This window comes from Nonomuraea sp. NPDC005650, from assembly GCF_040605375.1.
Taxonomy (GTDB): Bacteria; Actinomycetota; Actinomycetes; order Streptosporangiales; family Streptosporangiaceae; genus Nonomuraea.
The window spans coordinates 123,397-146,752 of the sequence record NZ_JBEXCR010000012.1 but is presented as its reverse complement, the minus strand read 5'-3'; the positions used below and the strand labels follow the sequence as shown (position 1 = coordinate 146,752).

Here is a 23,356-nt window from a genome sequence, read left to right as displayed (position 1 = left end):
CGAACGCACGATGGATGCATCGACAGCACCGTCGAGAAAACGAAGGAATTGTCAACCATGTGCAAGCACCGGCCTCGGTGCCCATCCGCGTACGCCGGCGACCACGGCGCCGCCCATCTCGTGGCCTTCCACCCCGAGCAGGGATGGGGCCTGCTCTGCAACGGCGTGGTGATCTTCGAGGACACGGGCGCGCTGCTGCCCGACGGGAGCAGCGCCCCCTCCCATCGACTCGCATTTGGGGGTGCGGCATGAACCACTACGTCTTGATGGATCACAGCGCCGGGCAGCATCTCGACCTGGGCGTCCTGAGCCGGGCCTGGGACTGGATCAGAGCGATGGCCCAGGGCAACGCCGAGAACGGGGGTCCGGACGAGCGGATCGACTCCTGGACGTTCTCCTCGGACGCGCGGACGCGCCGTCGCATCCGTGCCCGGCTGTCCTCATGGGGGCTCGGCGAACTGGCGGAGCCCGCCACGCTGCTGGTCGGCGAGCTGATCGCGGACCACGCGCGCGGGCCGTACCAGGTGACCGTGTGGGCCACCGACGGCGTGCTGCGCTGCGAGGTCGAGGCGGAGGGCGCGGACGGCGCGCCGGCGCCGGCCGACCTGTGCGCGTTCCGGCGGCTGGCGTGCTGCTGGGGCACCGCGGGCACGGCCTTCTGGTTCGAGATCCCCGCGGACGGTCAGGGCGAGTGCCGCAACTCGGGGCGCGCCCCCGGAGGCCGGACCGCGTAGGTGACGGCGCGCTCAATGCCGAGCTTGGTCCCGTGGCGGAACGCGGAGGTGAACGCCGGTTTCCCGAGGGCGTGGCGGGCCTGCCGCGCACATTGTTCGTGCCAGGTGGCGTGGTAGCACAGCCGTTCGGGCGCGGCGCCCGCCGCCTGCCACAGCGAGTGCGCAGCTCCCAGCAGTTCGGCGGCCCTCTCGTGCTCCTCCCTGGCGCCGGCGATCCAGGCCAGCACCTCCAGGCACTGGGTGAGGCACCAGCGGTCGTTGATCTCGCCGGTGAACTGCGCCGCCGCCGTCAGGAGCGACTCGGCCTGCGCGTAGTCACCCAGGTTCCACCGCGCCACGCCCAGCACGAACTGGGCGTACGCGCGTGACACCAGTGCATGGTGGGTCTCGCTCAGGGCCAGCAGCTCTTCGCCGAACTCCGCGGCCAGGCCGGGATCCTCGGTCGATCCGTACGCGGCCGCGAAATACAGGTTGAACATGAGCCCGTCCATGTCGTTCAGGGACCGGTGGAGGGCGAGCGACTCGCGCAGCAGCGCGAGGCCGTGCCGGGTGTCGCCGGCGGTGCAGGCGGCCACCCCAGCGGTCCGGACGGCGTACGGCACGAGGTCCTCGTATCCCAGCCTGCCGGCGAGCGCGCGGCACTCCTCCAGCCGCGGAATCGCCGCGTCGAGGTCCCCCTGGCGCAGGGCGAGCATGCTGTCCACCCAGAGCGCCGTCGCCCGGGTCCGGCCCGGCTCCGGCACCAACCCCAGGCCGCGTTCGATCCAGTAGCGGCCCTCGGTGAGCGCGCCGGCGAGCACCCAGAAGCACCACATCGCGGACGCGGTGCCCAGTCCCAGGGGCGCCAGCGCCGGCTCGTTCAGGCACGTCTGGAGCGCGACGCGGATGTTGGGCAGCTCCCGGCGCAGGGCCAGGTAGCGCTCCAGCTGGTCGTGCACCAACTGGTCGGTGCGGTGCGTCTCCGTGAGTTCGCGGTAGTGGCCGATGAAGCGCCTGCGCAGCCAGTGCCGCTCGGCGGGCGTCAGCTGCTCGCAGCCGTACGCGCGCAGGCTCTCCAGCATGCGGAAGCCGGGCCCGTCCCGGAACAGCACCGACTTGTCCACCAGCCCGGTCAGGAGGTCGAGCACGTCGAGCGGCTCGATGCCCTCGCCCGAGCACACCGTCTCCGCGGTGTCCAGGTCGACCCCTCCGGCGAACATCGACAGCCGGGCCCACAGCCGCTGCTCCTCGGGCGAGCACAGCCGGTAGCTCCATTCGATGGTCGCCCGCAGCGTCTGGTGCCGCGGCAACGCCATGGGACGGCCGGTGGCCAGCACGTCGAAGCGCCGGTCCAGCTCGTACGCGAGCTTGTCCAGCGACAGGTTGCGCAGCCGCGCCGCGGCCAGCTCGATCGCCAGCGGGATCCCCTCCAGCCGCCGCACCAGCCGCACCACGCAGGCGAGGTTGCCCGCGTTCAGGGAGAAGCCCGGCACGACGTGCGCCGCGCGCTCCACGAACAGGCGCACCGAGTCGTGCCTGGCGATCTCCCGTACGGTGCGGCTGGGCGTCATCGGGACGGCCCGCGCCACCTCGTGGAGCGCGCGACCGGCCAGGACCTCCTCGTGGGACGCGCGGCCGGGCCCGGGCACGGACAGCGGCGGGACCGGGAGCACCTGCTCGCCGTGCACGCCCAGCGAGTGCCTGCTGGTCACCAGGATCCGCAGGCGGGGCGTGGCGCGCAGCAGCCGCTCCACGAAGTGCGCGCAGAGCGGGCCCAGGTGCTCGCAGTTGTCCAGGACCAGCAGCATCCGCCTGCCCCACAGGTGCTCCACCAGCAGCCCCATGGGGTCGGGGTGGGAGTCGCGCAGCCCCAGCGCCGCCGCCACCGCCGGTTCCAGCAGCTCGCCGGTCTCCAGGGTGGCCAGCTCGATCACCTCGACGCCGTCCCGGTATCTCTTCTCCAGGCTCTCCGCGAGCTTGAGCGCCAGCCGGGTCTTGCCGACGCCGCCGGGGCCGGTCAGGGTGAGCAGCCGCGTCCTGGCCAGCGCCTCCCGCGCCGACGACAATTCATGCCTTCGCCCAATAAAGGTGGATCTATCCAACAAAAGCGTCATAAGCGCCGCTCCCGTGAGGCACCGAACGGCACGGCCCGCGCTCGTAGCCCGCGCGAAGGCGAAGCATTCTGTGCGGCCATCGTCATGTGCATCCAACCGTCAGGCGCCGGCCCGCGAATGCCGTCGGCGCCAAGCCTCCAACCCCCAGGTTATTCCGGCCCGTTTTCCCACGCGGCCGGCCGGAGCCGCCGGAGACGGGTGTTCTCATTTCCCGGCAAAGGGCGTTTCCCACTTCTTTTGCCAAGGTGCGCCCAGAATTTTGCCGGATGCGATTCCGGCGAACCGGCATTTGGCCGTCGCGCGTCATCCCGCTGAACGCGATCCCGGCGACCGGCCTCCGCGACGCGACTCTGTGTGATTATTCAGTCACTGGAAGTGCGTCCACAGGAGGGCCCCCGCCGTGAGTCTCACCCCGGAGCCGGCCGTCGTCCGGCACCCCTACCGCTGGGTCGTGCTGGCGCTGGCGTGGGCCGCGTTCACGATGACCGCCGTGGACCGTTCCACCTGGGGCCCGGCCTCGGTGGCGGTGGGCGAGCACCTCGGCGTGTCCCTGGCCGGGCTCGGCGCGTTCGCCACCGGCTACTACGTCGGCTACGTCGTCTCCAACGCCGCGGGCGGGGTGCTGACCGACTGGCTCGGCCCCCGGGTGGTCGTCGGCTGCTCGCTCTTCCTCGCCGGCGGGTTCATGATCCTGTTCGGCGAGACGGACTCCGTGGCGACGGGCCTCGCGTTCCAGGCCGGGGTCGGGGTGTTCGCCGGGTGCGACTACTCGGCCGGGGTCAAGCTCATCTCCCAGTGGTTCCCGCCCCGGGACCGGGGGTTCGCCATGGGCGTGTTCATGACCGCGACCTCGCTGGGCACGGTGATCGCGAACGCGGTGGTGCCGAGCCTCATCGCCGGGTCCGGATGGCGGGCGTCCTACCACGTGTTCGGCGCGGCCTCGATGGCCGTCGCGGTCCTGTGCCTCGTGCTGCTGCGCAACTCCGGGGGCGCCCACGTCGCGGGCGCGCCCCGGGAGGTGCCCGACCTGCGCCCGCTGGCCCGCAACCGGGACCTGTGGCTGCTCGGCCTGGCCGGGTTCGGCGCGCTGTGGGGCACCTACGGCTTCATCACCTGGTCCAACGCGCTGATGATCAAGGGCGGTCACCTCACTCCCGTGCAGGCCGGGGCCGTGGTCGCGATCTTCGGTGTCACGGCCGTCGCGGCGAAGCCGTTCATGGGCGTGGTGTCCGATCTGTTCGGCGGGCGGCGGAAGGTCCCGGCCGTGGTCGTGCTCGCCGCCTTCGTCGGGACGCTGCTGGTGTTCGGCACCCGCGACAGCCTGAGCGGGTTCCTGTGGGTGGCGCCGTTCCTCGGGGTCGCGGCGTACGTGTACAGCCCGCTGATGATCGCGCTCATCCCGGAGCTCGCGGGGGTCCGGCTGGCCGGGTCCGCGGCCGGTGCGACGAACGCGTTCTGGCAGCTCGGCAGCATGGTCGTGCCGGTGGTGCTGGGCGCGGTGTTCCAGGCGACCCACTCGTTCTTCTGGGCCTTCGCCACGCTCGCCGCGGGGCCGCTGCTCGGCATGATCCTCATGCTGGGGGTCCGGGAGCACAGAGCCGGCGACCGGGTCCCCGCCGTGACGGCCGTCGCGGGATAGGGACCCGCCTCGGCGGATCAACAGGGCAGCAGATCACGATCCCCGTACATATGCGTACAAATCGTTGACCGTTCCAATTTCCCGATGGTTAATCGAAAGGGAGTGCGCCGCTTTCAACGGGGGAAGCGGCCGTTCATGGCCATGGGGGAAACATGACCAGGAGTCTTGTCGGCATGCTCTTAGCCGCCACCGTCGCGACCGGGGTCATCGCGGTGACGCCGGCGGCGGCCTCGGCGTCCGAGCTGGGACAGAACGCCCAGGCGTCGGGCACGGCGGCTCGTCCGCATCTGCTCGACTACAAGATCTACTTCGGCAAGTGCGAGGACACCTGCCGCATCAAGGTGCGGATCAAGAGCGTCACTCGCCTGAAGCTCTACGACGTCAGCCTGAACGCCCGGCTCTGGGTCAACGGCAAGAAGGTCGGCGCCTGCTACGACTACGTCGGCAGCATCCGTCCCAAGGGCGTGCGCTGGGCCGGATGCACCGTACGGTCGTCGAAGCTCTCCAACCTGTGGAACCGCTACCTCGACGGCGAGATCGACTTCAACACCAACACCAAGACCAGCGTCCATTACGAGTGGTATTCCTGACGGGCGGGCCGGGGGCCGAGCCTCCTCGGCCCCCGGCCACCTCACCCGAGCAGCCACACCCCCGCCAGCGAGATCGACCCGATGAGCCCGGTGGCGAGACCTCCGAGCAACATGACGCGCCCGCCCTTGAGCAGCCTCCGCAGGTCGATCCCCGCGCCCAGGGCGAACAGGGCGGCCGCCATCAGCGCGTTCGTGAGCGCCGGCACGTGCTCGGTCACCACCGGCGGCACCAGCCCGGTGCTCCGCACCGCCACCATCGCCAGGAACCCGGCCACGAACAGCGGCAGGATCGGCGGCCTCGTCCCGCTGCCCGCCCTCGCGGAGGCGGAGGCTGAGGCTGAGGCGGCGGGAGGTTCCGCGGTGAGGACGCCGCCGCGCCCGGCGGGCACGGCGGGCACGGCCACCTTCGTCCGGGAAGGGCGGCGCAGTGACGTGGTGACGGCGACGATGGGGGCGAGCAGGACGACCCGGCCGAGCTTGACCGTCACCGCCGTCGCGAGGACGCCCGAGGCGGCGCCGATCGCCGCCACCTGGGCGACCTCGTGCACGGCGGCTCCCGTCCACACCCCGAGCTGCCCAGGTGACAGCCCCAGCCAGGACGCCAGCAGCGGCAGCACCACGATGGCCGCGCTGCCGTACAGCACCACCACGCTCAGCGCGCCCGCCGCGTCCTCGTCCGAGCTGTCGGCGCTGTCGTGCATGGCAGCGATCGCCGCCGCCCCGCAGATCGACACGCCGGTGGCGACCAGCAGCGACGTACCGGGGGAAAGGCCGAGACGGCGGCCGGCCATCGGCGTGAGGACGAACGTGAGCCCGGTGGCGACGGCGACGACCGCGAGCGAGCGCCAGCCGAGCGCGAGCACCTGCGGCACCGCGATCTGCAGCCCGAGCAGCACGATCGCCGCCCGCAGCACCCTCCTGGAGACGAACAGGAGCCCTGGACGCAGCGGCGCGCGGATCGCCCCCGCGGTGGCCAGCGCCGCCCCCAGGGCGACCGCGGCGGTGGCGGGGCTGAGCCCCGGCACGAACCGGTTGACGACCAGGGCGGCCGTCGTCGCCAGCGCGCACGCCGCGATGCCCGGCAGAAGGGACGTCTTGGAGGGGGCGAGAAGCATGATCCCAGTTTTCGGGGCCTTCGGCAGGGCCGGTACCCGCACCTTGACTGGGAGGTCATAGCCTGTGGCTATGACCGCGTTGCCCGATCTCGACTCGCTCAAGCTCCTGGTGGACGTGGGCGAGCTCGGCAGCCTCGGGCAGGCCGCCAAGCTCGCGGGCATCGCGCAGCCGTCGGCGAGCAAGCGCATCGCCCAGCTCGAACGGCGGCTCGGCCTGCCGCTGCTGGAGCGGACGCCGCGCGGCTCCACACTCACCGTCGAGGGCAAGATGGTGGCGGGCTGGGCCGCGCAGGTGCTCGCGGCGGCGCAGGAGCTCATGCGGGCCGCCGAGGCCGTCCGCCACGGCGAGGCGGCGCACCTGCGGGTGGCGTCCAGCATGACGGTGGCCGAATACCTGGTGCCGCGCTGGCTCGGGGAGTTCCAGAGCCGCGAGCCCGGGGTCCAGGTCGGCCTGGACGTGCTGAACTCCGCGGACGTGGCGGCGCTGGTGCTGTCGGGGGCCGGGGGCGTGGAGCTGGGGTTCGTGGAGGGGCCGACCGTGCCGGACGGGCTGGCCAGCCGGGTGGTGGGCACCGACAGGCTGGTCGTCGTGGTGGCGCCGGGCCACCCGTGGGCGCGCCGCCGCACGGTGCTCCGAGGAGCCGAACTCGCCGCCACCCCGCTGGTCGTACGCGAGCGCGGCTCGGGCACCCGCGAGACTTTGGACGTCGCCTTCACCGGGCTGCACCAGGCCAGCCCGCGACTGGAGCTCGGGTCGAACTCGGCCGTCAAGGGCGCCGCCCAGGCGGGCGCGGCCCCGGCGGTGCTCAGCGGGTACGCGGTCGAGGCCGAGCTGGCCACCGGCCGCCTCGTCGAGGTGCCGCTGACCGGCCTCAACCTGGTCAGAAACCTGCGCGCGGTCTGGCGCCGCGGCCGCTCGCTGACGGGCTCCGCCGCGACCCTCCTGACCATCGCCAGCCGCCCCTGAGGCACGACAGGGGTGTTCGCCCAACGGATGGTCGCCGGTCCGCGCACTCGCCGGGCAAACCAGGGAGAATCTTCAGCGATGAACATTACTCCCGCCCAGTTGCGCGACCTGGCCGGCCGCGCCGACGCTCTCCAGGCCGAGGCCCGCGCCCTGTACGCCGGCCTGCCCGCCGACTCACCTGAGCGCGCCCATCTCCAGGCCGCGCACCACGCCGCCGAATGGCTGCGGCGAGCGGGCGAGGACCTGCTGCGCGCGGCAGGAGACCTGGCCCACTATCGAGCCATGGCCGAGTCGACGTGCGCCTTCCCGTGGGGCGTCTGCCCCGAGCACGGCAACACGATCTCCGCCATGGCCAACGTGTCCACCTGCCGGGTGTGCCGCCGCACCTGGGACTACGACCGGCGCGGGCAGAAGTGCGGCGAGCCGGTGACGTGGAAGGTGACCGACCGGGTCGGCACGGAGTCGCTGATGTGCGACGGGCACGTCCTGGGCGCCCGCGCGGCCATGCAGGGCGCCACCTTCATGCGCCTCGACGGAGGGACATGACCGGGATCGGGGTGGAAGTTATCCCTCATCTCGCCGCAAAAGCGCTGATCAGCGGCCTGCAACCGCCGTAAACAGCCCCCACGTCGGCGGTGGATCCTGCATCCTGAACATGCATTCGCGATTCCCCCCGCAAGGAGCTGCCGTGACCCGGTATGCCGCCGACCATGTCCGAAACGCGCTCGTCGCCCGCTGGAGCACCGGCATCGGGGATGTCGCCGTCACCGTGGCCGCCCTTCCGCCCTCGCCCGCCGGCCCCCCGGCCACCCTTCGGCTGGCCGCCCAGCTGACCGCGCTGTCAGCGGCCTGCTGGCGCTGCTACACCCATCCGGTAGGCACCTCCGACCAGCACGAGCCGGGGGGCCGCGGCTGGTACCGGCAGCGCGAACGCGACGCCTTCGCCACCGTCGTGCCGATCCTGACCCGCTCGGACCGGTTCGGCGACTACCTGCGGCTGTCCGTCTCCACCAAGGTCGGGGAGATCGCGGAGCGCGTCGGCTGCGCCCTGCGCGCCCTCGACAGCCCCGAGCTCACCGCGCAGGTCGTCACCGACATCGCCGCCGAGCTGTCGGCCGTCGAGCACGCCGAACGCGACGACCTGTCCGGACGCGCCCGGCAGGCCGTCGCCCTCAGCCGCGAGGACGCCTCGCCCCTCCAGGTCGCCCAGGCCGACGCCTTCCTCAACCGTCAGCCCTTCGGCTCCGAGGAGCTGATCACCCAGATCGACCCCGCCGCGGCCGCCATCGCCGCCGCCCACTGGCTGCACGCGGCGGCCGCCACGACCGGCCGCCACCTGCACCGGGATCCGACGCAGGTCGTGGCCGAGAGCGGCCGCCTGCGGCCCCTCGCCGCCGAAAGCCTCATCGAGATCGTGCGGGCCATCAGCTTCGGCGCCACACCGCGCCAGACGGTCATGCCGCTCATCCGCCACGCCCTGCACGTCGCCGAGGGCCACCTGTGCGGCGTGACCGACGCCAAACGGCGCATCGCCGCCGCCGAACGCCTCCTGGCCAGGGCCCGCAGCCGCCACCCCCACCTCGACGTCGGCCCCGGCGCCGCCTGCCTGCCCATCACCTCGCTCGACCCCGCCCGTCCTGCCCTCGACCTGCTCGACAACCTCATCGCCGGAATCCACGGCTGCTGGCTGCGGTACGCCGGCCATGCGCGTACCCGCAACGCCTTCTCCTGGCACGATCCGAACGGCGACTGGCGGCACGAACGCCACGCCGAGCTGTTCCTCACCGAGGTCCGCCAGGAAGCGGCCACCCGCCACCAGCACCTGCTGTAAAGGAGCACGATGGTCGACGGTGAGGGGCGCATCGCCCATGAGCTGGGCGCGGCGCTCGGTCCGGCCGCCGGCCCGGCCGACGTGGGGGCGGCGATCTCGCAGATCGTCGGACGCCGGGTGGCGCACGACGCGCTCCGGCTGGTCGGCCTGAACCCGGCGATCGGCATCGGCCTGGGAGCGTTCACCTTCTGGCACGAATACCCGCCGGCGCTGATCAGCGCCCTGGTGCTCAACCGGTATCTGCACGGCGACCCGTGCCCGCTGCAGGTCCTCGCCCGGCAGAGCGTGCCGGTGTGCGTCGTCGGAGCAGGCTGCGGCGACGGCCGGCGCAACACGCTGATCCGGCGGATCCTGGCCTCCCACGGGGCGGGCAGCGAGCTGCGCCTGCTGATACGGGACCGCCACGGGGTCTGGGGCATGCTCGGCCTGCTCCGCGCCGAGGGCCGCAGGCCCTTCGACGACAGGGACTTCCACCGGGTCCAGGAGCTCGCCCCCGCCCTGCAGGCGGCGATGCGCGGATATGTGACGGCCGGCCCGCTGACGCCCGCCGTCCCGGCGCTGCCGACGGGGGTCATCACAATCAGCCCCGACCACAAGGTCCGGTCGATCTCGCCTCAGGCGCGCGCCTGGGTGCGGCAGATGTGGCCGGCCGCCGGGAGCGGGGTGCCGGACTGGATCGCCAACGCGTTCTGGGTCGGCCTGTCTCTGCACGTACGGGCCCACACCCGCGATCCGGGCGCCTGGACGCCGCTGGTCTGCGCGCCGGCGGCGAACTTCGGGCGGTGGGTGCTGATCCACGGCCAGCCACTGGACGAGAACGGCGACAGCGACGTGGCCATTCTCATCCAGGCGGCGGGCGGCGAACTGCTGCTGCCGTCATTTTGCGACTGGTACGGCATCACCGCCGGCGAACGCCGCGTCATCGAATATCTGTATTCCGGGGCCTCGGCGAAACAGATCGCCCGAGCGCTCGACCTTTCCGCCTACACCATCAACGACCATTTGAAATCGGTCTACCGCAAGACCCGGGCGCAGAGCCGCGACGAACTCATCGCGGCGATCGCCGGCTGACCGCCCTGGTGAAGTGCTTGATGATCGCTGTCGGGGCGGCCGTATGCTCTTGCGAAGATCAGGCAGTTGATCGAGGCTGGTGCGGGGGATGTCACCGCTCCGGAGGCGGCAGGCGGCGCAGGAGGTACGTGTCCATGATCCAGCCCTTGCGGGCCCGCGCCTCGGCGCGCAGTTCTCGGATGCGGTCGCCGACCTCGGCCACCGGCCCGGAGACCAGGATCTCGTCGGGTGTCCCCAGATAGGCGCCCCAGTGGATGTGGAAGTCGTCGAGGCCGGCGAAGGAGCAGTGGGCGTCGAGCATGACGACCACGTCGTCGGCGGTGGGGCCGTGCTCGGCCAGCCGCCGCCCGGTCGTGAGGTGCACGGGCCGTCCGACCTGGGTGAGGCCGGTGCGGTGGCGGGCGGTGAGCGCGGCCACGCTGCTGATCCCCGGGATGACCTCATATTCGAACGTGACGTTCCCGCGCTGGAGGATCTCCTCGAAGATGGCCAGCGTGCTGTCGTACACGCCCGGGTCGCCCCACACCAGGAACGCCCCGGTCTGGCCGTCGCGCAGCTCGTCGTGGATGAGCGCCTCGCAGGCGAGCGCGCGGCGCGAGCGCCAGTCCTCGACGGCGGCGGTGTACGCCGGCGTGGTCCGGTCGCGCTCGGGGTCGCGGGCCTCGGCGATCCGGTACGGCCGGCGGCCGTGCTCGGCGATGAGATCCAGCCGGAGCTGGACCAGTTCATGCTTGACCTCGCCCTTGTCCACGATGAGGAACACGTCGGTGGCGGCGATGGCCTTGACCGCCTGCAGGGTGAGATGGTCGGGATCGCCGGCGCCGATACCGATGACGAGTAGCCGCTTCATCCGCAAGAGTCTGCCAGAACGACAGATATACGATATGCCTCGCAAATCACCCAAGGAGGGACGTGAATCTCGTCGAGCAGGGGGACGCCTTCGCCGCGTTCTGGCAGGAGCGGCACCTGTGCACGCTCTCCACCACGCGCCCCGACGGCCCGCCGCACGTGGTGCCGGTGGGCGCGACGCTGGACCTGGCCACCGGCATCGCCCGGGTGATCACCTCGGGAACCTCGGTCAAGGCCCGCCTCATCGGCGCCGACGGCGCGCTGGTGGCGCTCTGCCAGGTGGACGGCCGCCGCTGGTCGACGCTGGAGGGGCGGGCGGTGCTGCGTACCGAGCCCGAGCAGGTGACGGACGCCGAGCAACGTTACGCCGTCCGCTTCAAGCCGCCCCGGCCCAACCCGTCGCGGGTGGTGGTGGAGATCCAGGTGACGCGCGTCCTGGGCAACGTGTGATCACCGTCGTCGGCATCGGCGCGGACGGCTGGGACGGGCTGTCCGCGGACGCGCGGAAGGCCCTGGAGGCCGCCGAGGTGCTGATGGGCGGGCGCCGCCAACTCGACCTCGTACCCGTCCCCCCAGCCGGGCCCGAGCGGGTGGCCGAGCACGTCGCCGGGCCCGCAGGGGCGCCGGAGCGCGTGGCGGGGCCGGTGCGGGTGCCCGAGCGCGTGGCGGGGTCCGTACGGGCGGCTGAGCGGGTGGCCTGGCCCTCGCCGCTGGTGCCGGCGCTGCCCGGGCTCATGGAGGCGTACGCCGGGCGCGAGGTGTGCGTGCTGGCCAGCGGCGACCCCATGTTCCACGGCATCGGCTCCACGCTGGTGCGGCTGCTGGGCCCGGCGAACGTCCGCGTGGTGCCGCACGTGTCGTCGCTGTCGCTGGCGTGCGCCCGGCTCGGCTGGCCGGTGGAGCAGGTGGACGTGGTCAGCCTCGTGGGCCGCCCCCCTGCCGCGCTGAACGCCGCGATCCTGCCGGGGCGGCGGCTCCTCGTGCTGGGCGCCGGCCGCGACTCCCCGTCCCTGGTGGCCGGGCTGGCGACCGGGCTCGGGTACGGCCCCAGCCCCATGACCGTCCTGTCCGACCTGGGCGCGGACTCGGAGTCCGTCCTGACGGGAACCGCCGAGACCTGGGCACCGCGGGAAGCCGGACCGTCCGCGCTCAACGTGATCGCCGTCGAGTGCGTCCCCGGCTCCGGCGCCGAACCCCTCCCCCGCGTGCCCGGCCTGCCCGACACCGCGTTCGAGCACGACGGGCAGCTCACCAAGCGGGAGGTCCGCGCGGTCAGCCTGTCGCGGCTCGCCCCGCTGCCGGGAGAGCTGCTGTGGGACGTGGGCGCGGGCGCGGGCAGCATCGCCGTCGAGTGGATGCGCGCCCACCCGGCCTGCGCCGCCGTGGCGATCGAGAGCAGGGCCGAGCGCGCCGCCGCCATCGCGCGCAACGCCGACCGGCTCGGCGTGCCGTCTCTGCGGGTCGTCGAGGGCAGGGCGCCGGCCGCGCTGGAGGGCCTGCCGGCGCCGGACGCGGTGTTCGTCGGCGGCGGCGCGACCGTGCCCGGGCTGCTGGAGCGCTGCTGGGCGGCGCTGCGGCCCGGCGGCAGACTGGTGGCGAACGCCGTCACCCTGGAGTCCGAATCCGTCATTGCCCAGTGGTACGCCCGGCTCGGCGGCGACCTGGTGCGTATGTCCGTGCAACGGGCCTCACCCGTCGGCTCCTTCACGGGCTGGCGGGCCGCGATGCCGGTGACCGTGTGGTCGGTCACCAGGAAGGACGTGCCGTGACGGTGTACTTCATCGGGGCCGGCCCCGGCGCCGCCGACCTCATCACGCTGCGCGGGCTGCGGCGGCTGCAGTCGGCGCCGGTGTGCCTGTACGCGGGCTCGCTCGTGCCCCGCGAGCTCCTGGACGCCTGCCCCGTGGGAACCAGGCTCGTCGACACCGCGAACCTGACCCTCGACGAGATCGTGGTGGAGCTGCTCGCCGCCCACCGCGCGGGCCTCGACGTGGCACGGCTGCACTCGGGCGACCCGTCGGTGTTCAGCGCGGTGGCCGAGCAGATGCGCAGGCTGGACGAGCTCGGCGTGCCGTACGAGGTGGTCCCCGGGGTGCCGGCGTTCGCGGCGGCGGCGGCCTCGCTGGGCAGGGAGCTGACCGTGCCCGGCGTCGGCCAGACCGTCATCCTGACCCGCACCTCCCAGCGCGCCACGCCGATGCCCGAAGGGGAGGACCTGAAGACCCTGGGCGCGAGCGGCGCCACGATGGTGCTGCACCTGGCCGTGCAGCGGATCGACGCGGTGGTGGCCGAGCTGCTGCCCTCCTACGGTCCGGACTGCCCGGTGGCGGTGGTGGCGTGGGCCAGCAGGCCCGACGAGGTGATCCTGCGTGGCACGCTGGCGGACATCGCCGGGCAGGTTCACGAGGCCGGGATCCGGCGTACGGCGGTGATCGTCGTCGGCCCGGTGCTGTCGGCCACGCAGTTCCCCGACAGCCACCTCTACAGCTCGGATCGGGCGCGGCCGTGCGACGCGTCCTGATCCTGGGCGGCACGGCCGAGGCGCGGGCGCTGGCCGCCGAGCTGGCCGGCCGCGGCGTTCACGTGGTGTCGTCGCTGGCCGGGCGGGTGAGCAACCCGCGCCTGCCGGTCGGGGAGGTGCGCGAGGGCGGGTTCGGCGGGCCGGACGGGCTGGCCGCCTGGCTGGTTGCCGAGCGGATCGACGCCCTGGTGGACGCCACGCACCCGTTCGCCGCGCGGATGACGGCCTCGGCGGCTGCGGCGTCGGCGCGCACGGGTGTGCCGCTGCTGGTCCTGCGCCGCCCGGGCTGGCGGGAGGGGCCGGGCGACGCCTGGCGGCGCGTGACCTCCCTGCCCGAGGCCGCCGCGCGGCTGCGCGAGCCAGCCTGGACGGCCCTTCCCGAGACCGTCGCACGACCGGGCGGAGGCCCGGCGCGGGTGTTCCTGACCACCGGACGCCGGAGCCTGCCGGTCTTCACCGGACTGGCCGGGGTGTGGCTGCTGGCCAGGTCGGTCGATCCCCCCGAACCGCCGGTCCCGGACAACGTGCACGTCCTGCTGGATCGCGGGCCGTACACGGTCGAGGGCGAGCGGGCCCTCATCCGCGAGCACCGCCTGGACGTGCTGGTCACCAAGGACAGCGGCGGGCCGATGACCACCGCCAAGCTGATCGCGGCCCGCGAGCTCGGCCTACCGGTGATCATGGTGGACCGCCCGCCGCTGCCCGCCGGCGTCCGGCTCGTGGAGACCGCCGCGGAAGCGGCCGCCTGGGCCGCGGCGGCCCACGGGTAGCGGCGGCTCAGGGGTAGCGACGCGGGGTGTAGACGACGCCGCGGTCGTTGACCCTGGTCGTCGAGGAGCCGACGATCAGCAGGCAGCGCATGTCCACCTGCGCGGGGTCGAGCTCGCCGAGCGTGGTGACGGTGACGCTCTCGCGTTCGCCGCCGACGTCGCGGCCGATCACCACCGGAGTGGCGGCGTCGCGGTGCTCCAGCAGCAGGTCACGGGCGGCGGCGACCTGCCACGTACGGCTGCGCGAGGCCGGGTTGTAGATCGCCAGCACCAGGTCCGCCCTGGCGGCGGCGGCCAGCCGGTCGGCGACCACCTCCCACGGCTTGAGCAGGTCCGACAGCGACAGCACGCAGTAGTCGTGGCCCAGCGGCGCGCCGACCCGGCTGGCCACGGCCTGGGCGGCGGTCAGCCCGGGGACGATCCGCACCGGTACGTCCGGAAAGTCGGCCGCGGCCTCCAGCACGGCGCTGGCCATGGCGAACACGCCCGGATCGCCGGAGGACACCACGGCCACCCGCGCGCCGTCGCGGGCCAGCTCCAGCGCGTGCCGGGCGCGCTCGGCCTCCACCCGGTTGTCGGTCCGGTGGCGGCGCTGGCGCGGGTTCGGGGCGACCCGGTCCACGTACGGGCCATACCCGACGAGGTCGGTGGCCGCCGCCAGCGCCTCCTGGGCCTCGGGCGTGAGCCACGGCCGCCCGGCGGGCCCGAGACCCACCACGACCACCTCGCCGGCGCCTTCGGCCACGGGTGGTTCGGGGACGAAGGTCCGCTCGGCGGGGCTGGCGAGCAGGGCCAGCGAGAAGTACGGCACCCCGTCGGCGTCCACGTCCTTGAGCGGCGCGACCCGTTCGGCGCCCATGGTGGCGCGCTCGACGTACCAGGCGTCGTCCAGCCGCCCGGCCTCGGCCAGCGCCTCTCGGACCTTCTCGAACGTCCGGCCCAGCTTGAGCACCGCCGCCGAGTCCGTGCCACGCAGCCGGTCCGCCAGCACGTCGGCGGGCAGTGTGCCGGGCAGCACGGTGAGCACCTCGTCGCGCTCCACCAGCGGCCGGCCCAGCACGGCCGAGGCGGCGCTGACGGAGGTGACGCCGGGCACCACCTCGGTCGGGTAGCGGTGGGCGAGCCGCTTGTGCATGTGCATGTACGAGCCGTAGAACAGCGGGTCGCCCTCGGACAGCACGACCACGGTCCGGCCCGCGTCCAGGTGGGCGGCCAGCCGCTCGGCGCAGTCGGCGTAGAAGTCGTCCAGCGCGCCCTGGTAGCCGCCGGGGTGGTCGGTGGTCTCCGTGGTCAGCGGGTAGAGCAGCAGCTCCTCGATCTGCCCTTCCCTCATGTACGGCAGCGCGATCGAGCGGGCGATGCTGCGGCCGTGCCGGGCGGCGTGGTAGGCGATCACGTCGGCCTCGCCGATCAGCCGGGCCGTCTTGACCGTCACCAGCTCGGGATCCCCGGGACCGAGCCCCACCCCGTACAGTCGTCCCGTCATCGCCGTCACTCCGTCTCGTTCGCGAGGGCGTTGACCGCCGCCGCCGTCATCGCACTGCCGCCGCGGCGGCCGTGCACCACCAGATGTTCGAGGTCGCTGTCCGCCAGCGCCCGCTTGGACTCGGCCGCGCCGATGAACCCCACCGGGATGCCGAGCACGGCGGCGGGCCTGCCCGCGCCCTCGGCGACCAGTTCGAGCAGCCGGAACAGCGCGGTCGGCGCGTTGCCGATCGCCACCACCGCGCCGTCGAGGCGGTCGCGCCACAACTCCAGGGCGGCGGCGCTGCGCGTGGTGCCGAGCCGTTCGGCCAGTTCCGGCACGACGGGGTCGCCCAGCGTGCACACCACGGCGTTGTCCGCGGGCAGCCGGCGCCTGGTCACGCCGGAGGCGACCATCTGCGCGTCACACAGCACGGGCGCGCCCCGGCGCAGCGCCTCGCGGGCCCGGACGACCACGGAGGGCGACCAGTCCAGGTCGGTCACGAGGTCGGTCATGCCGCAGGCGTGGATCATCCGCACCGCCACCTGCGCGACCTCGGGCGGCATCCCGGTGAGGTCGGTCTCGGCACGGATGGTCGCGAACGAGCGCCGGTAGATCTCGGCCCCGTCGCGGATGTAGTCGTTCACTGCTGCCTTTCCTGGTATCCGTCGCCGGTGGCGACCAGCTGGACGACCCGGCCGCGCGGCAACCCGCAGCGCCGCTCGCAACCGGCCCAATGCACGGGCGTCGCCGGAGGGCCGTCCAGCGTCGCCACCCAGCGCCGCGCGTCCTCCTGGACGTCGGCGAGGGACTTTGCGCAGCCCGGACGGCCGGTGCAGGCGCTCACGCCGGCCCACGGCGAGGCCGGGTCGGTCACCAGCCCGGCCGCCGCCAGCACCCGCGCCACCTGGTCGGCCGCGGCGGGCTGCAGGTCGAGCAGCACGACGGTCCGCCACGGCGTGAACCGGACGGGCACGCCGGCGGTGTCCTCCGGGCCGTCCATCTCGGCCGCTGTGGCGATGGCCGCCGCGGCGATGGCGCGCGCCTGGGCGGCGGACAGCCGTCCGAGCGGCACCACGACCTCCAGCGCCACCCGCCCGTCCCGCTGCCCGACGCGCCCCGCGCGCGGTGCCGCCGCCGTCGACGGGTCCCGCATGCCCGCAGCGGGCACCGCCCGCCCCTCGGCGCCCACGGCCGACCCGGCCTGCGGATGGGACGCGGGACGGACGTCGGCGGCGCGGGCGGAGGCGTCGGGGGCGGAGGCGTCGGGGGCATGCGCGGAAGTGCCGGTGGTGTCGAGGCGGGTGTCGCGACGGGCGGGAGTGTCCGTGGCGTGGAGGCGGGTGGCGATGCGGGCGGGGCCGTTCCGCAGTTCCGCGATCCGCCACGCGCCCCCGTCCGCTCCGGAGGTCTCCCGTTCGTCGAGGAACGCCTCGGCGGCGGCGACCATGCGGTCGGCGGCGGCGTCCGCCCCCACGGCGAGCCCCGCGTCCACCCCTGCCAGCAGCAGCCGCCCGTCGTAGAACGTGACGTCGGCCCCGAGCGCGAGCATGTCGCCCCCGCCGTCGTCCACCGCGAACAGGAACCGTCCCGGCAGCCCGGCCAGGCGCGCCCGCCCGCACAACGCCCGGTCCAGCGCCTCCACCAGGGGCTGCGGGTCCAGCAGGCCCGTGCGGCCGCCGAGCGGCGAGGCCACGATGTTGCGCACGCGCTCGTGCGCCGCCGACGGCAGCAGGCCGGCGGCGGCGATCCGTTCGGCGAAGGCGGCGGGTGAACGCAGGCCGCGCACCTGGACGTTCGCCCGGGAGGTCAGCTCGATCACGCCCGAGCCGAGGTCGGCCGCGCACGCGGCCAGCTCGCGGAGCCGGCCGGGCGAGATCGCGCCGCCGGGCAGGCGGACCCGGGCCATCGGACCGTCGGCGGCCTCGTGCACCTGTAGCGCCCCCGGACAGGCGTCGGGACGCAAACGTCCGGAAAAGTCGGCTATGGACACGATGAGGATGGTAACGCCACTTCTGGCGGAGGTCGCCCGTGCCGTAGGCTCCTCCTAGGCGATGGCTAGGGAGGAAGCCGGTGTGAATCCGGCGCGGTCCCGCCACTGTGACCGGGGAGCGAACCCCACCGCAGGCCACTGCCCGGCGACGGGTGGGAAGGCCGGGGTGAGCGCTGATCCGGGAGCCAGGAGACTCCGGCCGCCGCGACACCCACGACCGGGGCGAGGACCCCGAGGGAGGATGCGCCGTGTCTGGCGACAGCCGTACCGTCCTGCTGCTCTCGACCTCCGACACCGACCTGCTGAGCGCTCGTTCGAGCGGTGCCGCCTACCGGCTGGGCAACCCGGCCCGGCTGCCGGCCGAAGACCTGCCCGCCCTGCTGGAGGGCGTCGACCTGGTCGTGGTGCGCCTGCTCGGCGGCCGGCGCGCCTGGGAGGAGGGCCTGGACGCGCTGCTGGCCGGCCCCCGTCCGGTGGTGGTGCTGGGCGGCGAGCAGGCGCCGGACGCCGAGCTGATGGAATTGTCCACGGTCAGCGGCGGCGTCTGCGCCGAGGCCCACGCCTACCTGGCCCACGGCGGGCCGCCGAACCTGGCCGAGCTGCACGCGTTCCTGTCGGACACGGTGCTGCTGACCGGGCGCGGGTTCGCGCCGCCGGAGCCCACGCCCTCCTGGGGGCTGCTGGAGCGCGCGGCGCGGCCCGGGCAGGGGCCCGTGATCGGGGTGCTCTACTACCGGGCGCACCACCTGGCGGGCAACACCGCGTTCGTGGAGACGCTCTGCGCGGCCGTCGAGGAGGCGGGCGGGCAGGCGCTGCCGGTCTTCTGCTCCTCCCTGCGCACCGCCGAGCCCGCGCTGCTCGACACGCTGCGCGCCGCAGACGCGCTGGTGGTGACCGTACTGGCGGCGGGCGGCTCGCGCCCCGCGACGGCGGGTGCGGGCGGCGACGACGAGGCGTGGGACGTGGGCGCGCTGGCCGCGCTCGACGTGCCGATCCTGCAGGGGCTCTGCCTGACCACCAGCAGGCAGGCGTGGGAGGAGAACGACGACGGGCTGTCGCCGCTGGACGCCGCCTCGCAGGTGGCCATCCCGGAGTTCGACGGGCGGATCATCACGGTGCCGTTCTCGTTCAAGGAGATCGACCCCGAGGGGCTGACCGTCTACGTCGCCGACCCCGAGCGGGCCGCCCGGGTCGCGGGCATCGCGGTACGCCACGGGCTGCTCCGCCACACCCCGCCCGCCGAGCGCCGCCTGGTCGTCATGCTGTCGGCGTACCCGACCAAGCACTCCCGGGTGGGCAACGCGGTCGGCCTGGACACCCCGGCCAGCACCGTCAGGCTGCTGGCCGGGCTCGCCGAGGCCGGCTACGACCTGGGCGAGGGCTTCCCCGGCGTGGCCGAGCAGAACGGCGACGCGCTCATCCACGCGCTGATCGCCGCCGGCGGCCAGGACCAGGACTGGCTGACCGAGGAGCACCTGGCGGGCAATCCGGTACGCATCTCCGCCGCGTCCTACGAGCGCTGGTACCGGACCCTGCCCGAGGACCTGCGGGCGGACATGGAGCGGCACTGGGGACCGCCGCCGGGCGAGCTGTTCGTGCACGAGGGTGACATCGTCCTCGCCGCGCTGCGGGCCGGGAACCTGGTGGTGATGGTGCAGCCGCCGCGCGGCTTCGGCGAGAACCCGATCGCCATCTACCACGACCCCGAGCTGCCGCCCAGCCACCACTACCTGGCCGCCTACCGCTGGCTCTCGGCCGAGTTCGGGGCGCACGCGATGGTGCACGTGGGCAAGCACGGCAACCTGGAGTGGCTGCCGGGCAAGTCGGCGGGCATGTCCGCCTCGTGCGGCACCGACGCGGCCGTCGGCGACCTGCCGCTGGTCTACCCGTTCCTGGTGAACGATCCGGGCGAGGGCACGCAGGCCAAGCGGCGGGCGCACGCCGTGCTGGTGGACCACCTGGTGCCGCCGATGGCGCGGGCGGAGACGTACGGCGACATCGCCCGGCTGGAGCAGCTGCTGGACGAGCACGCCACGATCGCGGCCATGGACCCGGCCAAGCTGCCCGCCATCCGGGCGCAGATCTGGACGCTGATCCAGGCCGCCCGGCTCGACCACGACCTGGGGCTGGCGGACCGGCCGCACGACAGCGAGTTCGACGACTTCATCCTGCACGTGGACGGCTGGCTGTGCGAGGTCAAGGACGCGCAGATCCGCGACGGCCTGCACGTGCTCGGGCAGGCGCCGACCGGGCAGGTGCGCGTGGACCTGGTCCTGGCGATGCTGCGCGCCCGGCAGATGTGGTCGGGCCGCGAGACGCTGCCCGGCCTGCGCGAAGCGCTCGGCCTGGCCGAGGACGGGACGGCGGGGCTCGGCAGCGTCGACCGGGCCGAGGCCAGCGCCCGGGCGCTGGTGGAGGCCATGGAGGAACGCGGCTGGGCGACGGAGGCGGCGGCGGAGGTCACGCGCGAGCTGCCCGGCGAGCGGCGCGACCTGGTGACGCGGGTCCTCGAGTTCGCCGCCACCGAGATGGTGCCGCGCCTGGCCCGCACCACCGACGAGCTCGACCACGTCCTGCACGCCCTGGACGGCGGCTACGTCCCCGCCGGGCCGAGCGGCTCCCCGCTGCGCGGCCTGGTCAACGTGCTGCCGACCGGCCGCAACTTCTACTCCGTAGACCCCCGCGCGATCCCTAGCCGCCTGGCCTGGGAGACCGGCCAGGCCATGGCCGAGTCGCTGCTGGAGCGCTACCGGGCCGACACCGGCGAGTGGCCGCGTTCGGTGGGGCTGTCCGTCTGGGGCACCAGCGCCATGCGCACGGCGGGCGACGACGTGGCCGAGGTGCTGGCCCTGCTCGGCATCCGCCCCGAATGGGACGAGGCCTCGCGGCGGGTCACGTCCCTGGAGCCGGTCCCGCTCGCCGAGCTGGGCCGTCCCAGGATCGACGTGACGGTACGCATCAGCGGCTTCTTCCGCGACGCGTTCCCGCACGTGGTGGCCATGCTCGACGACGCCGTACGGCTGGCCGCGGCCCTGGACGAACCCGACGAGGACAACTACGTGCGCGCCCACGTGGCCGCGACCGGCGGCGACGAGCGCCGGGCGACCATGCGCGTCTTCGGGTCGGCGCCGGGCGCGTACGGGGCCGGGCTGCTGCCCCTCATCGACAGCCGCAACTGGCGCGACGACACCGACCTGGCCGAGGTGTACGCGGTGTGGGGCGGCTTCGCCTACGGCCGCGACCTCGACGGCGTGGCCGCCCGCCCGCAGATGGAGGACGCCTACCGCAGGATCGCGGTGGCCGCCAAGAACGTCGACACCCGCGAGCACGACATCGCCGACTCCGACGACTACTTCCAGTACCACGGCGGCATGATCGCCACCGTCCGCGCGCTGACCGGCCGGGCCCCGGCCGCGTACGTCGGCGACAGCACCCGCCCCGACGCCGTCCGCACCCGCACCCTGTCGGAGGAGACCGCGCGCGTCTTCCGCGCCAGGGTCGTCAACCCGCGCTGGCTGGCCGCGATGCGCCGCCACGGCTACAAGGGGGCCTTCGAGCTGGCCGCCACCGTCGACTACCTGTTCGGCTACGACGCCACGACCGGCGTCGTGGCCGACTGGATGTACGACAAGCTCACCGAGACGTACGTGCTCGACCCGGAGAACCAGGCGTTCATGGCGCAGTCGAACCCCTGGGCGCTGCACGGCATCGCCGAGCGCCTGCTGGAGGCCGCCGAGCGGGGCATGTGGCAGCACCCCGACCCGGAGCTCCTGCGCGGCCTGCAGGAGGTCTACCTCAAGACCGAGGGCGACCTGGAGGACGACACCAGCCGCTGAGCCGCCACCGGCTGCCCGGCCCAGTGCAGGTGCAGGTAGGACGCGGTCACCAGGGCGTCGCCGAACCCGTCGGCGCCCTCCACCCATCGGAACAAGGGCTCGCCGGTGTAGTCGACGGCGGTGCGGTGGAACTCGTGCCCCCGGAAGCGCTCGCCCGGCTCCGTCAGCGGCGAGCGCCTGAGCGCGACCGCGTCCCGGTAGCCGAGCGTCAGCCTGGCCGTCATGCGGGCCCGGCCCGGCACCCGCCCGCACATCCGCTGCCCGTCCAGCTCCTCGCACAGGTAGAGCAGCCCGGCGCACTCGGCGGCGATCGGCCCGCGGAAGGCCGCCACCTGTTCGCGCAGCGGCTGGTTGGCGGCCAGTTCGGCGGCGTACACCTCGGGGAAGCCGCCGCCGATCACGAGCGCCGCCGTGCCGTCCGGCAGCTGCTCGTCCCGCAGCGGGTCGAACACCGCGACGTCCGCCCCGGCCGCCCGCAGCAGTTCGACGTGCTCGGCGTAGCCGAACGTGAACGCCGCCCCGCCCGCCACCGCCACCACCGGCCGGTCCTGCCGCTCCACCCGCGCGGGCTCCCAGGGGGTCGCCTCCAGCCGGGGAGCCGAGGCCGCCAGCCGCAGCAGCGCGTCGAGGTCGCACGAGCGGGACACCAGCGCGGCCAGCCGGTCCACCGAGGCCAGCGCCTCGGCCTCGCGCTCGGCGGCGGGCACCAGCCCCAGGTGCCGCGACGGCGTGGAGACGGCGTCGTCGCGGCGGATCGCCCCCAGCACCGGCACCCCCGCGGCAGCCAGCGCGGACCGGCACAGCTCCTCGTGCCGGTCCGAGCCCACCCGGTTCAGCACCACACCGCCCACCCGCACCCGGGGGTCGAACGTGGCGAACCCGTGCACGACCGCCGCCACCGACCTGCTCTGCCGCGCCGCGTCCACCACCAGCACGACCGGCGTATCCAGCAGCCGGGCCACGTGCGCGGTCGAGGCGAACTCCGTGTCCGCCCTGCCGTCGAACAGCCCCATCACGCCCTCGATCACCGCCACGTCGCACCCCGCCGCCCCGTGCAGGAACAGCGGCGGCACCCGCTCCTCCCCCACCAGCCACGGGTCCAGGTTGCGGCCGGGACGCCCGGTGGCCAGCGCGTGATAGCCCGGGTCGATGTAGTCGGGGCCCACCTTGTGCGGCGAGACCTTCAGCCCGCGCGCCCGCAGCGCCGCCATCAGCCCCGTGGCCACCGTCGTCTTGCCGCTGCCCGACGACGGCGCGGCGATGACGAGCCGGGGAACTACCACTCGATGCCCTTCTGACCCTTCTGCCCGGCGTCCATGGGGTGGCGAACCTTGCCCATCTCCGTCACCAGATCGGCCACCTCGACCAGCCGCCCGGGCGCGTCCCTGCCGGTGATCACCACGTGCTGGTTGCCGGGCCGCCCGGTGAGCGCGGCCACCACGTCGTCAAGCTCCAGCCAGCCCCACTTCAGCGGGTACGTGAACTCGTCCAGCACGTAGAACCGGTAGGTCTCGGCCGCCAGATCCCGCTTGATCTGCTCCCACCCTTCGCGGGCGTCGGCCGCGTGATCCTCCTCGGTGCCGGGCCGCTGGATCCACGACCAGCCCTCGCCCATCTTGTGCCAGGTCACCGAGCCGCCCTCGCCCGTCTCCCCGAGCACCTTCAGCGCCCGCTCCTCGCCGATGCGCCACTTGGCCGACTTCACGAACTGGAACACGCCGACCGGCCAGCCCTGGTTCCAGGCCCGCAGCGCCATCCCGAACGCCGCCGTCGACTTGCCCTTGCCTGGGCCGGTGTGCACGATCAGCAGCGGCCGGTTGCGGCGCTGCCGGGTGGTGAGGCCGTCGTCGGGCACGGCGGCGGGCTTTCCCTGCGGCATCGG

Annotated in this window: 21 protein-coding genes and 1 riboswitch; of the genes, 13 read left to right on the top strand and 8 right to left on the bottom strand. The window is 73.9% G+C overall.

Annotation, left to right across the window (positions count from 1 at the left end; genetic code table 11):
• The first annotated feature begins 57 nt into the window (after window positions 1-57).
• Together ABZS69_RS22075 and ABZS69_RS22070 are read left to right on the top strand one after the other, a co-directional pair.
• The gene (locus tag ABZS69_RS22075) at window positions 58-252 is read left to right on the top strand and encodes a DUF5999 family protein (RefSeq protein ID WP_355375322.1); all 195 of its coding nucleotides are present in this window, start codon (window positions 58-60) and stop codon (window positions 250-252) included.
• A complete protein-coding gene (locus ABZS69_RS22070) occupies window positions 249-734 on the top strand; it encodes a hypothetical protein (RefSeq protein ID WP_355375319.1) in 486 nt (161 codons plus the stop codon). Before ABZS69_RS22075 ends, ABZS69_RS22070 begins: the two co-directional genes overlap by 4 nt.
• Here the strand turns inward: ABZS69_RS22070 and ABZS69_RS22065 are convergent.
• Complete coding sequence (locus ABZS69_RS22065; protein WP_355375316.1) at window positions 683-2,779, bottom strand: AAA family ATPase; 2,097 nt, start codon at window positions 2,777-2,779, stop codon at window positions 683-685. The two genes, ABZS69_RS22070 and ABZS69_RS22065, sit on opposite strands and share 52 nt — an antisense overlap.
• A gap of 448 nt (window positions 2,780-3,227) precedes the next feature.
• On the opposite strand from ABZS69_RS22065, the gene ABZS69_RS22060 reads away from it, so the two are divergent.
• A complete protein-coding gene (locus tag ABZS69_RS22060; protein WP_355375313.1) occupies window positions 3,228-4,466 on the top strand; it encodes an MFS transporter in 1,239 nt (412 codons plus the stop codon).
• Window positions 4,467-4,618: 152 nt separating this feature from the next.
• Window positions 4,619-5,056 carry a hypothetical protein gene (locus tag ABZS69_RS22055; protein WP_355375310.1) on the top strand — a complete coding sequence of 146 codons (438 nt, stop codon included), beginning with the start codon at window positions 4,619-4,621 and terminating at the stop codon, window positions 5,054-5,056.
• Between the two features lie 41 nt (window positions 5,057-5,097).
• Here ABZS69_RS22055 and ABZS69_RS22050 read toward each other — a convergent pair whose 3' ends face one another.
• Complete coding sequence (locus tag ABZS69_RS22050; protein WP_355375307.1) at window positions 5,098-6,171, bottom strand: putative sulfate exporter family transporter; 1,074 nt, start codon at window positions 6,169-6,171, stop codon at window positions 5,098-5,100.
• 70 nt (window positions 6,172-6,241) lie between these two features.
• Here ABZS69_RS22050 and ABZS69_RS22045 point away from each other — a divergent pair, with 70 nt between their 5' ends.
• The 4 genes from ABZS69_RS22045 (at window position 6,242) to ABZS69_RS22030 (ending at window position 10,040) form a co-directional block, all read left to right on the top strand.
• The gene (locus ABZS69_RS22045; protein ID WP_355375304.1) at window positions 6,242-7,138 is read left to right on the top strand and encodes a LysR family transcriptional regulator; all 897 of its coding nucleotides are present in this window, start codon (window positions 6,242-6,244) and stop codon (window positions 7,136-7,138) included.
• Window positions 7,139-7,216: 78 nt separating this feature from the next.
• On the top strand, window positions 7,217-7,684 hold the full coding sequence (locus ABZS69_RS22040; protein WP_355375302.1) for a hypothetical protein: 468 nt from the start codon (window positions 7,217-7,219) through the stop codon (window positions 7,682-7,684).
• A 142-nt stretch (window positions 7,685-7,826) separates the two neighbouring features.
• Complete coding sequence (locus tag ABZS69_RS22035) at window positions 7,827-8,969, top strand: hypothetical protein (RefSeq protein ID WP_355375299.1); 1,143 nt, start codon at window positions 7,827-7,829, stop codon at window positions 8,967-8,969.
• Window positions 8,970-8,978: 9 nt separating this feature from the next.
• A complete protein-coding gene (locus ABZS69_RS22030) occupies window positions 8,979-10,040 on the top strand; it encodes a helix-turn-helix transcriptional regulator (RefSeq protein ID WP_355375297.1) in 1,062 nt (353 codons plus the stop codon).
• A 91-nt stretch (window positions 10,041-10,131) separates the two neighbouring features.
• Here the strand turns inward: ABZS69_RS22030 and cobF are convergent, their stop codons facing one another.
• A complete protein-coding gene (cobF, locus tag ABZS69_RS22025) occupies window positions 10,132-10,890 on the bottom strand; it encodes a precorrin-6A synthase (deacetylating) (protein WP_355375294.1) in 759 nt (252 codons plus the stop codon).
• Window positions 10,891-10,952: 62 nt separating this feature from the next.
• On the opposite strand from cobF, the gene ABZS69_RS22020 reads away from it, so the two are divergent.
• The 4 genes from ABZS69_RS22020 to ABZS69_RS22005 are packed head-to-tail and all read left to right on the top strand — an operon-like array spanning window position 10,953 to window position 14,180.
• A complete protein-coding gene (locus ABZS69_RS22020) occupies window positions 10,953-11,339 on the top strand; it encodes a TIGR03618 family F420-dependent PPOX class oxidoreductase (RefSeq protein ID WP_355375291.1) in 387 nt (128 codons plus the stop codon).
• The gene (gene cbiE, locus ABZS69_RS22015) at window positions 11,336-12,658 is read left to right on the top strand and encodes a precorrin-6y C5,15-methyltransferase (decarboxylating) subunit CbiE (RefSeq protein WP_355375288.1); all 1,323 of its coding nucleotides are present in this window, start codon (window positions 11,336-11,338) and stop codon (window positions 12,656-12,658) included. The genes ABZS69_RS22020 and cbiE overlap by 4 nt, the downstream gene beginning before the upstream one ends.
• Entirely contained in the window at window positions 12,655-13,410 is a 756-nt protein-coding gene (cobM, locus tag ABZS69_RS22010) for a precorrin-4 C(11)-methyltransferase (protein WP_355375286.1), read from the top strand. The genes cbiE and cobM overlap by 4 nt, the downstream gene beginning before the upstream one ends.
• Complete coding sequence (locus ABZS69_RS22005; RefSeq protein ID WP_355375283.1) at window positions 13,395-14,180, top strand: cobalt-precorrin-6A reductase; 786 nt, start codon at window positions 13,395-13,397, stop codon at window positions 14,178-14,180. Before cobM ends, ABZS69_RS22005 begins: the two co-directional genes overlap by 16 nt.
• A gap of 7 nt (window positions 14,181-14,187) precedes the next feature.
• Here ABZS69_RS22005 and cobJ read toward each other — a convergent pair whose 3' ends face one another.
• The 3 genes from cobJ to ABZS69_RS21990 are packed head-to-tail and all read right to left on the bottom strand — an operon-like array spanning window position 14,188 to window position 17,638.
• The gene (cobJ, locus tag ABZS69_RS22000; protein ID WP_355375281.1) at window positions 14,188-15,666 is read right to left on the bottom strand and encodes a precorrin-3B C(17)-methyltransferase; all 1,479 of its coding nucleotides are present in this window, start codon (window positions 15,664-15,666) and stop codon (window positions 14,188-14,190) included.
• Between the two features lie 5 nt (window positions 15,667-15,671).
• Entirely contained in the window at window positions 15,672-16,292 is a 621-nt protein-coding gene (locus tag ABZS69_RS21995; RefSeq protein WP_355375278.1) for a precorrin-8X methylmutase, read from the bottom strand.
• Complete coding sequence (locus ABZS69_RS21990; protein ID WP_355375276.1) at window positions 16,289-17,638, bottom strand: precorrin-3B synthase; 1,350 nt, start codon at window positions 17,636-17,638, stop codon at window positions 16,289-16,291. Before ABZS69_RS21990 ends, ABZS69_RS21995 begins: the two co-directional genes overlap by 4 nt.
• 49 nt (window positions 17,639-17,687) lie before the next feature.
• Window positions 17,688-17,834, top strand: a riboswitch (cobalamin riboswitch).
• A 52-nt stretch (window positions 17,835-17,886) separates the two neighbouring features.
• On the opposite strand from ABZS69_RS21990, the gene cobN reads away from it, so the two are divergent.
• Window positions 17,887-21,474, top strand: coding sequence for a cobaltochelatase subunit CobN (gene cobN / locus ABZS69_RS21985; RefSeq protein WP_355375273.1), 3,588 nt, complete (start codon window positions 17,887-17,889; stop codon window positions 21,472-21,474).
• Here the strand turns inward: cobN and ABZS69_RS21980 are convergent.
• Both ABZS69_RS21980 and cobO read right to left on the bottom strand, forming a co-directional pair.
• Entirely contained in the window at window positions 21,429-22,757 is a 1,329-nt protein-coding gene (locus tag ABZS69_RS21980; RefSeq protein WP_355375270.1) for a cobyrinate a,c-diamide synthase, read from the bottom strand. The two genes, cobN and ABZS69_RS21980, sit on opposite strands and share 46 nt — an antisense overlap.
• Complete coding sequence (gene cobO, locus ABZS69_RS21975) at window positions 22,751-23,353, bottom strand: cob(I)yrinic acid a,c-diamide adenosyltransferase (protein WP_355375267.1); 603 nt, start codon at window positions 23,351-23,353, stop codon at window positions 22,751-22,753. The genes ABZS69_RS21980 and cobO overlap by 7 nt, the downstream gene beginning before the upstream one ends.
• Between the last annotated feature and the right edge of the window lie 3 nt (window positions 23,354-23,356).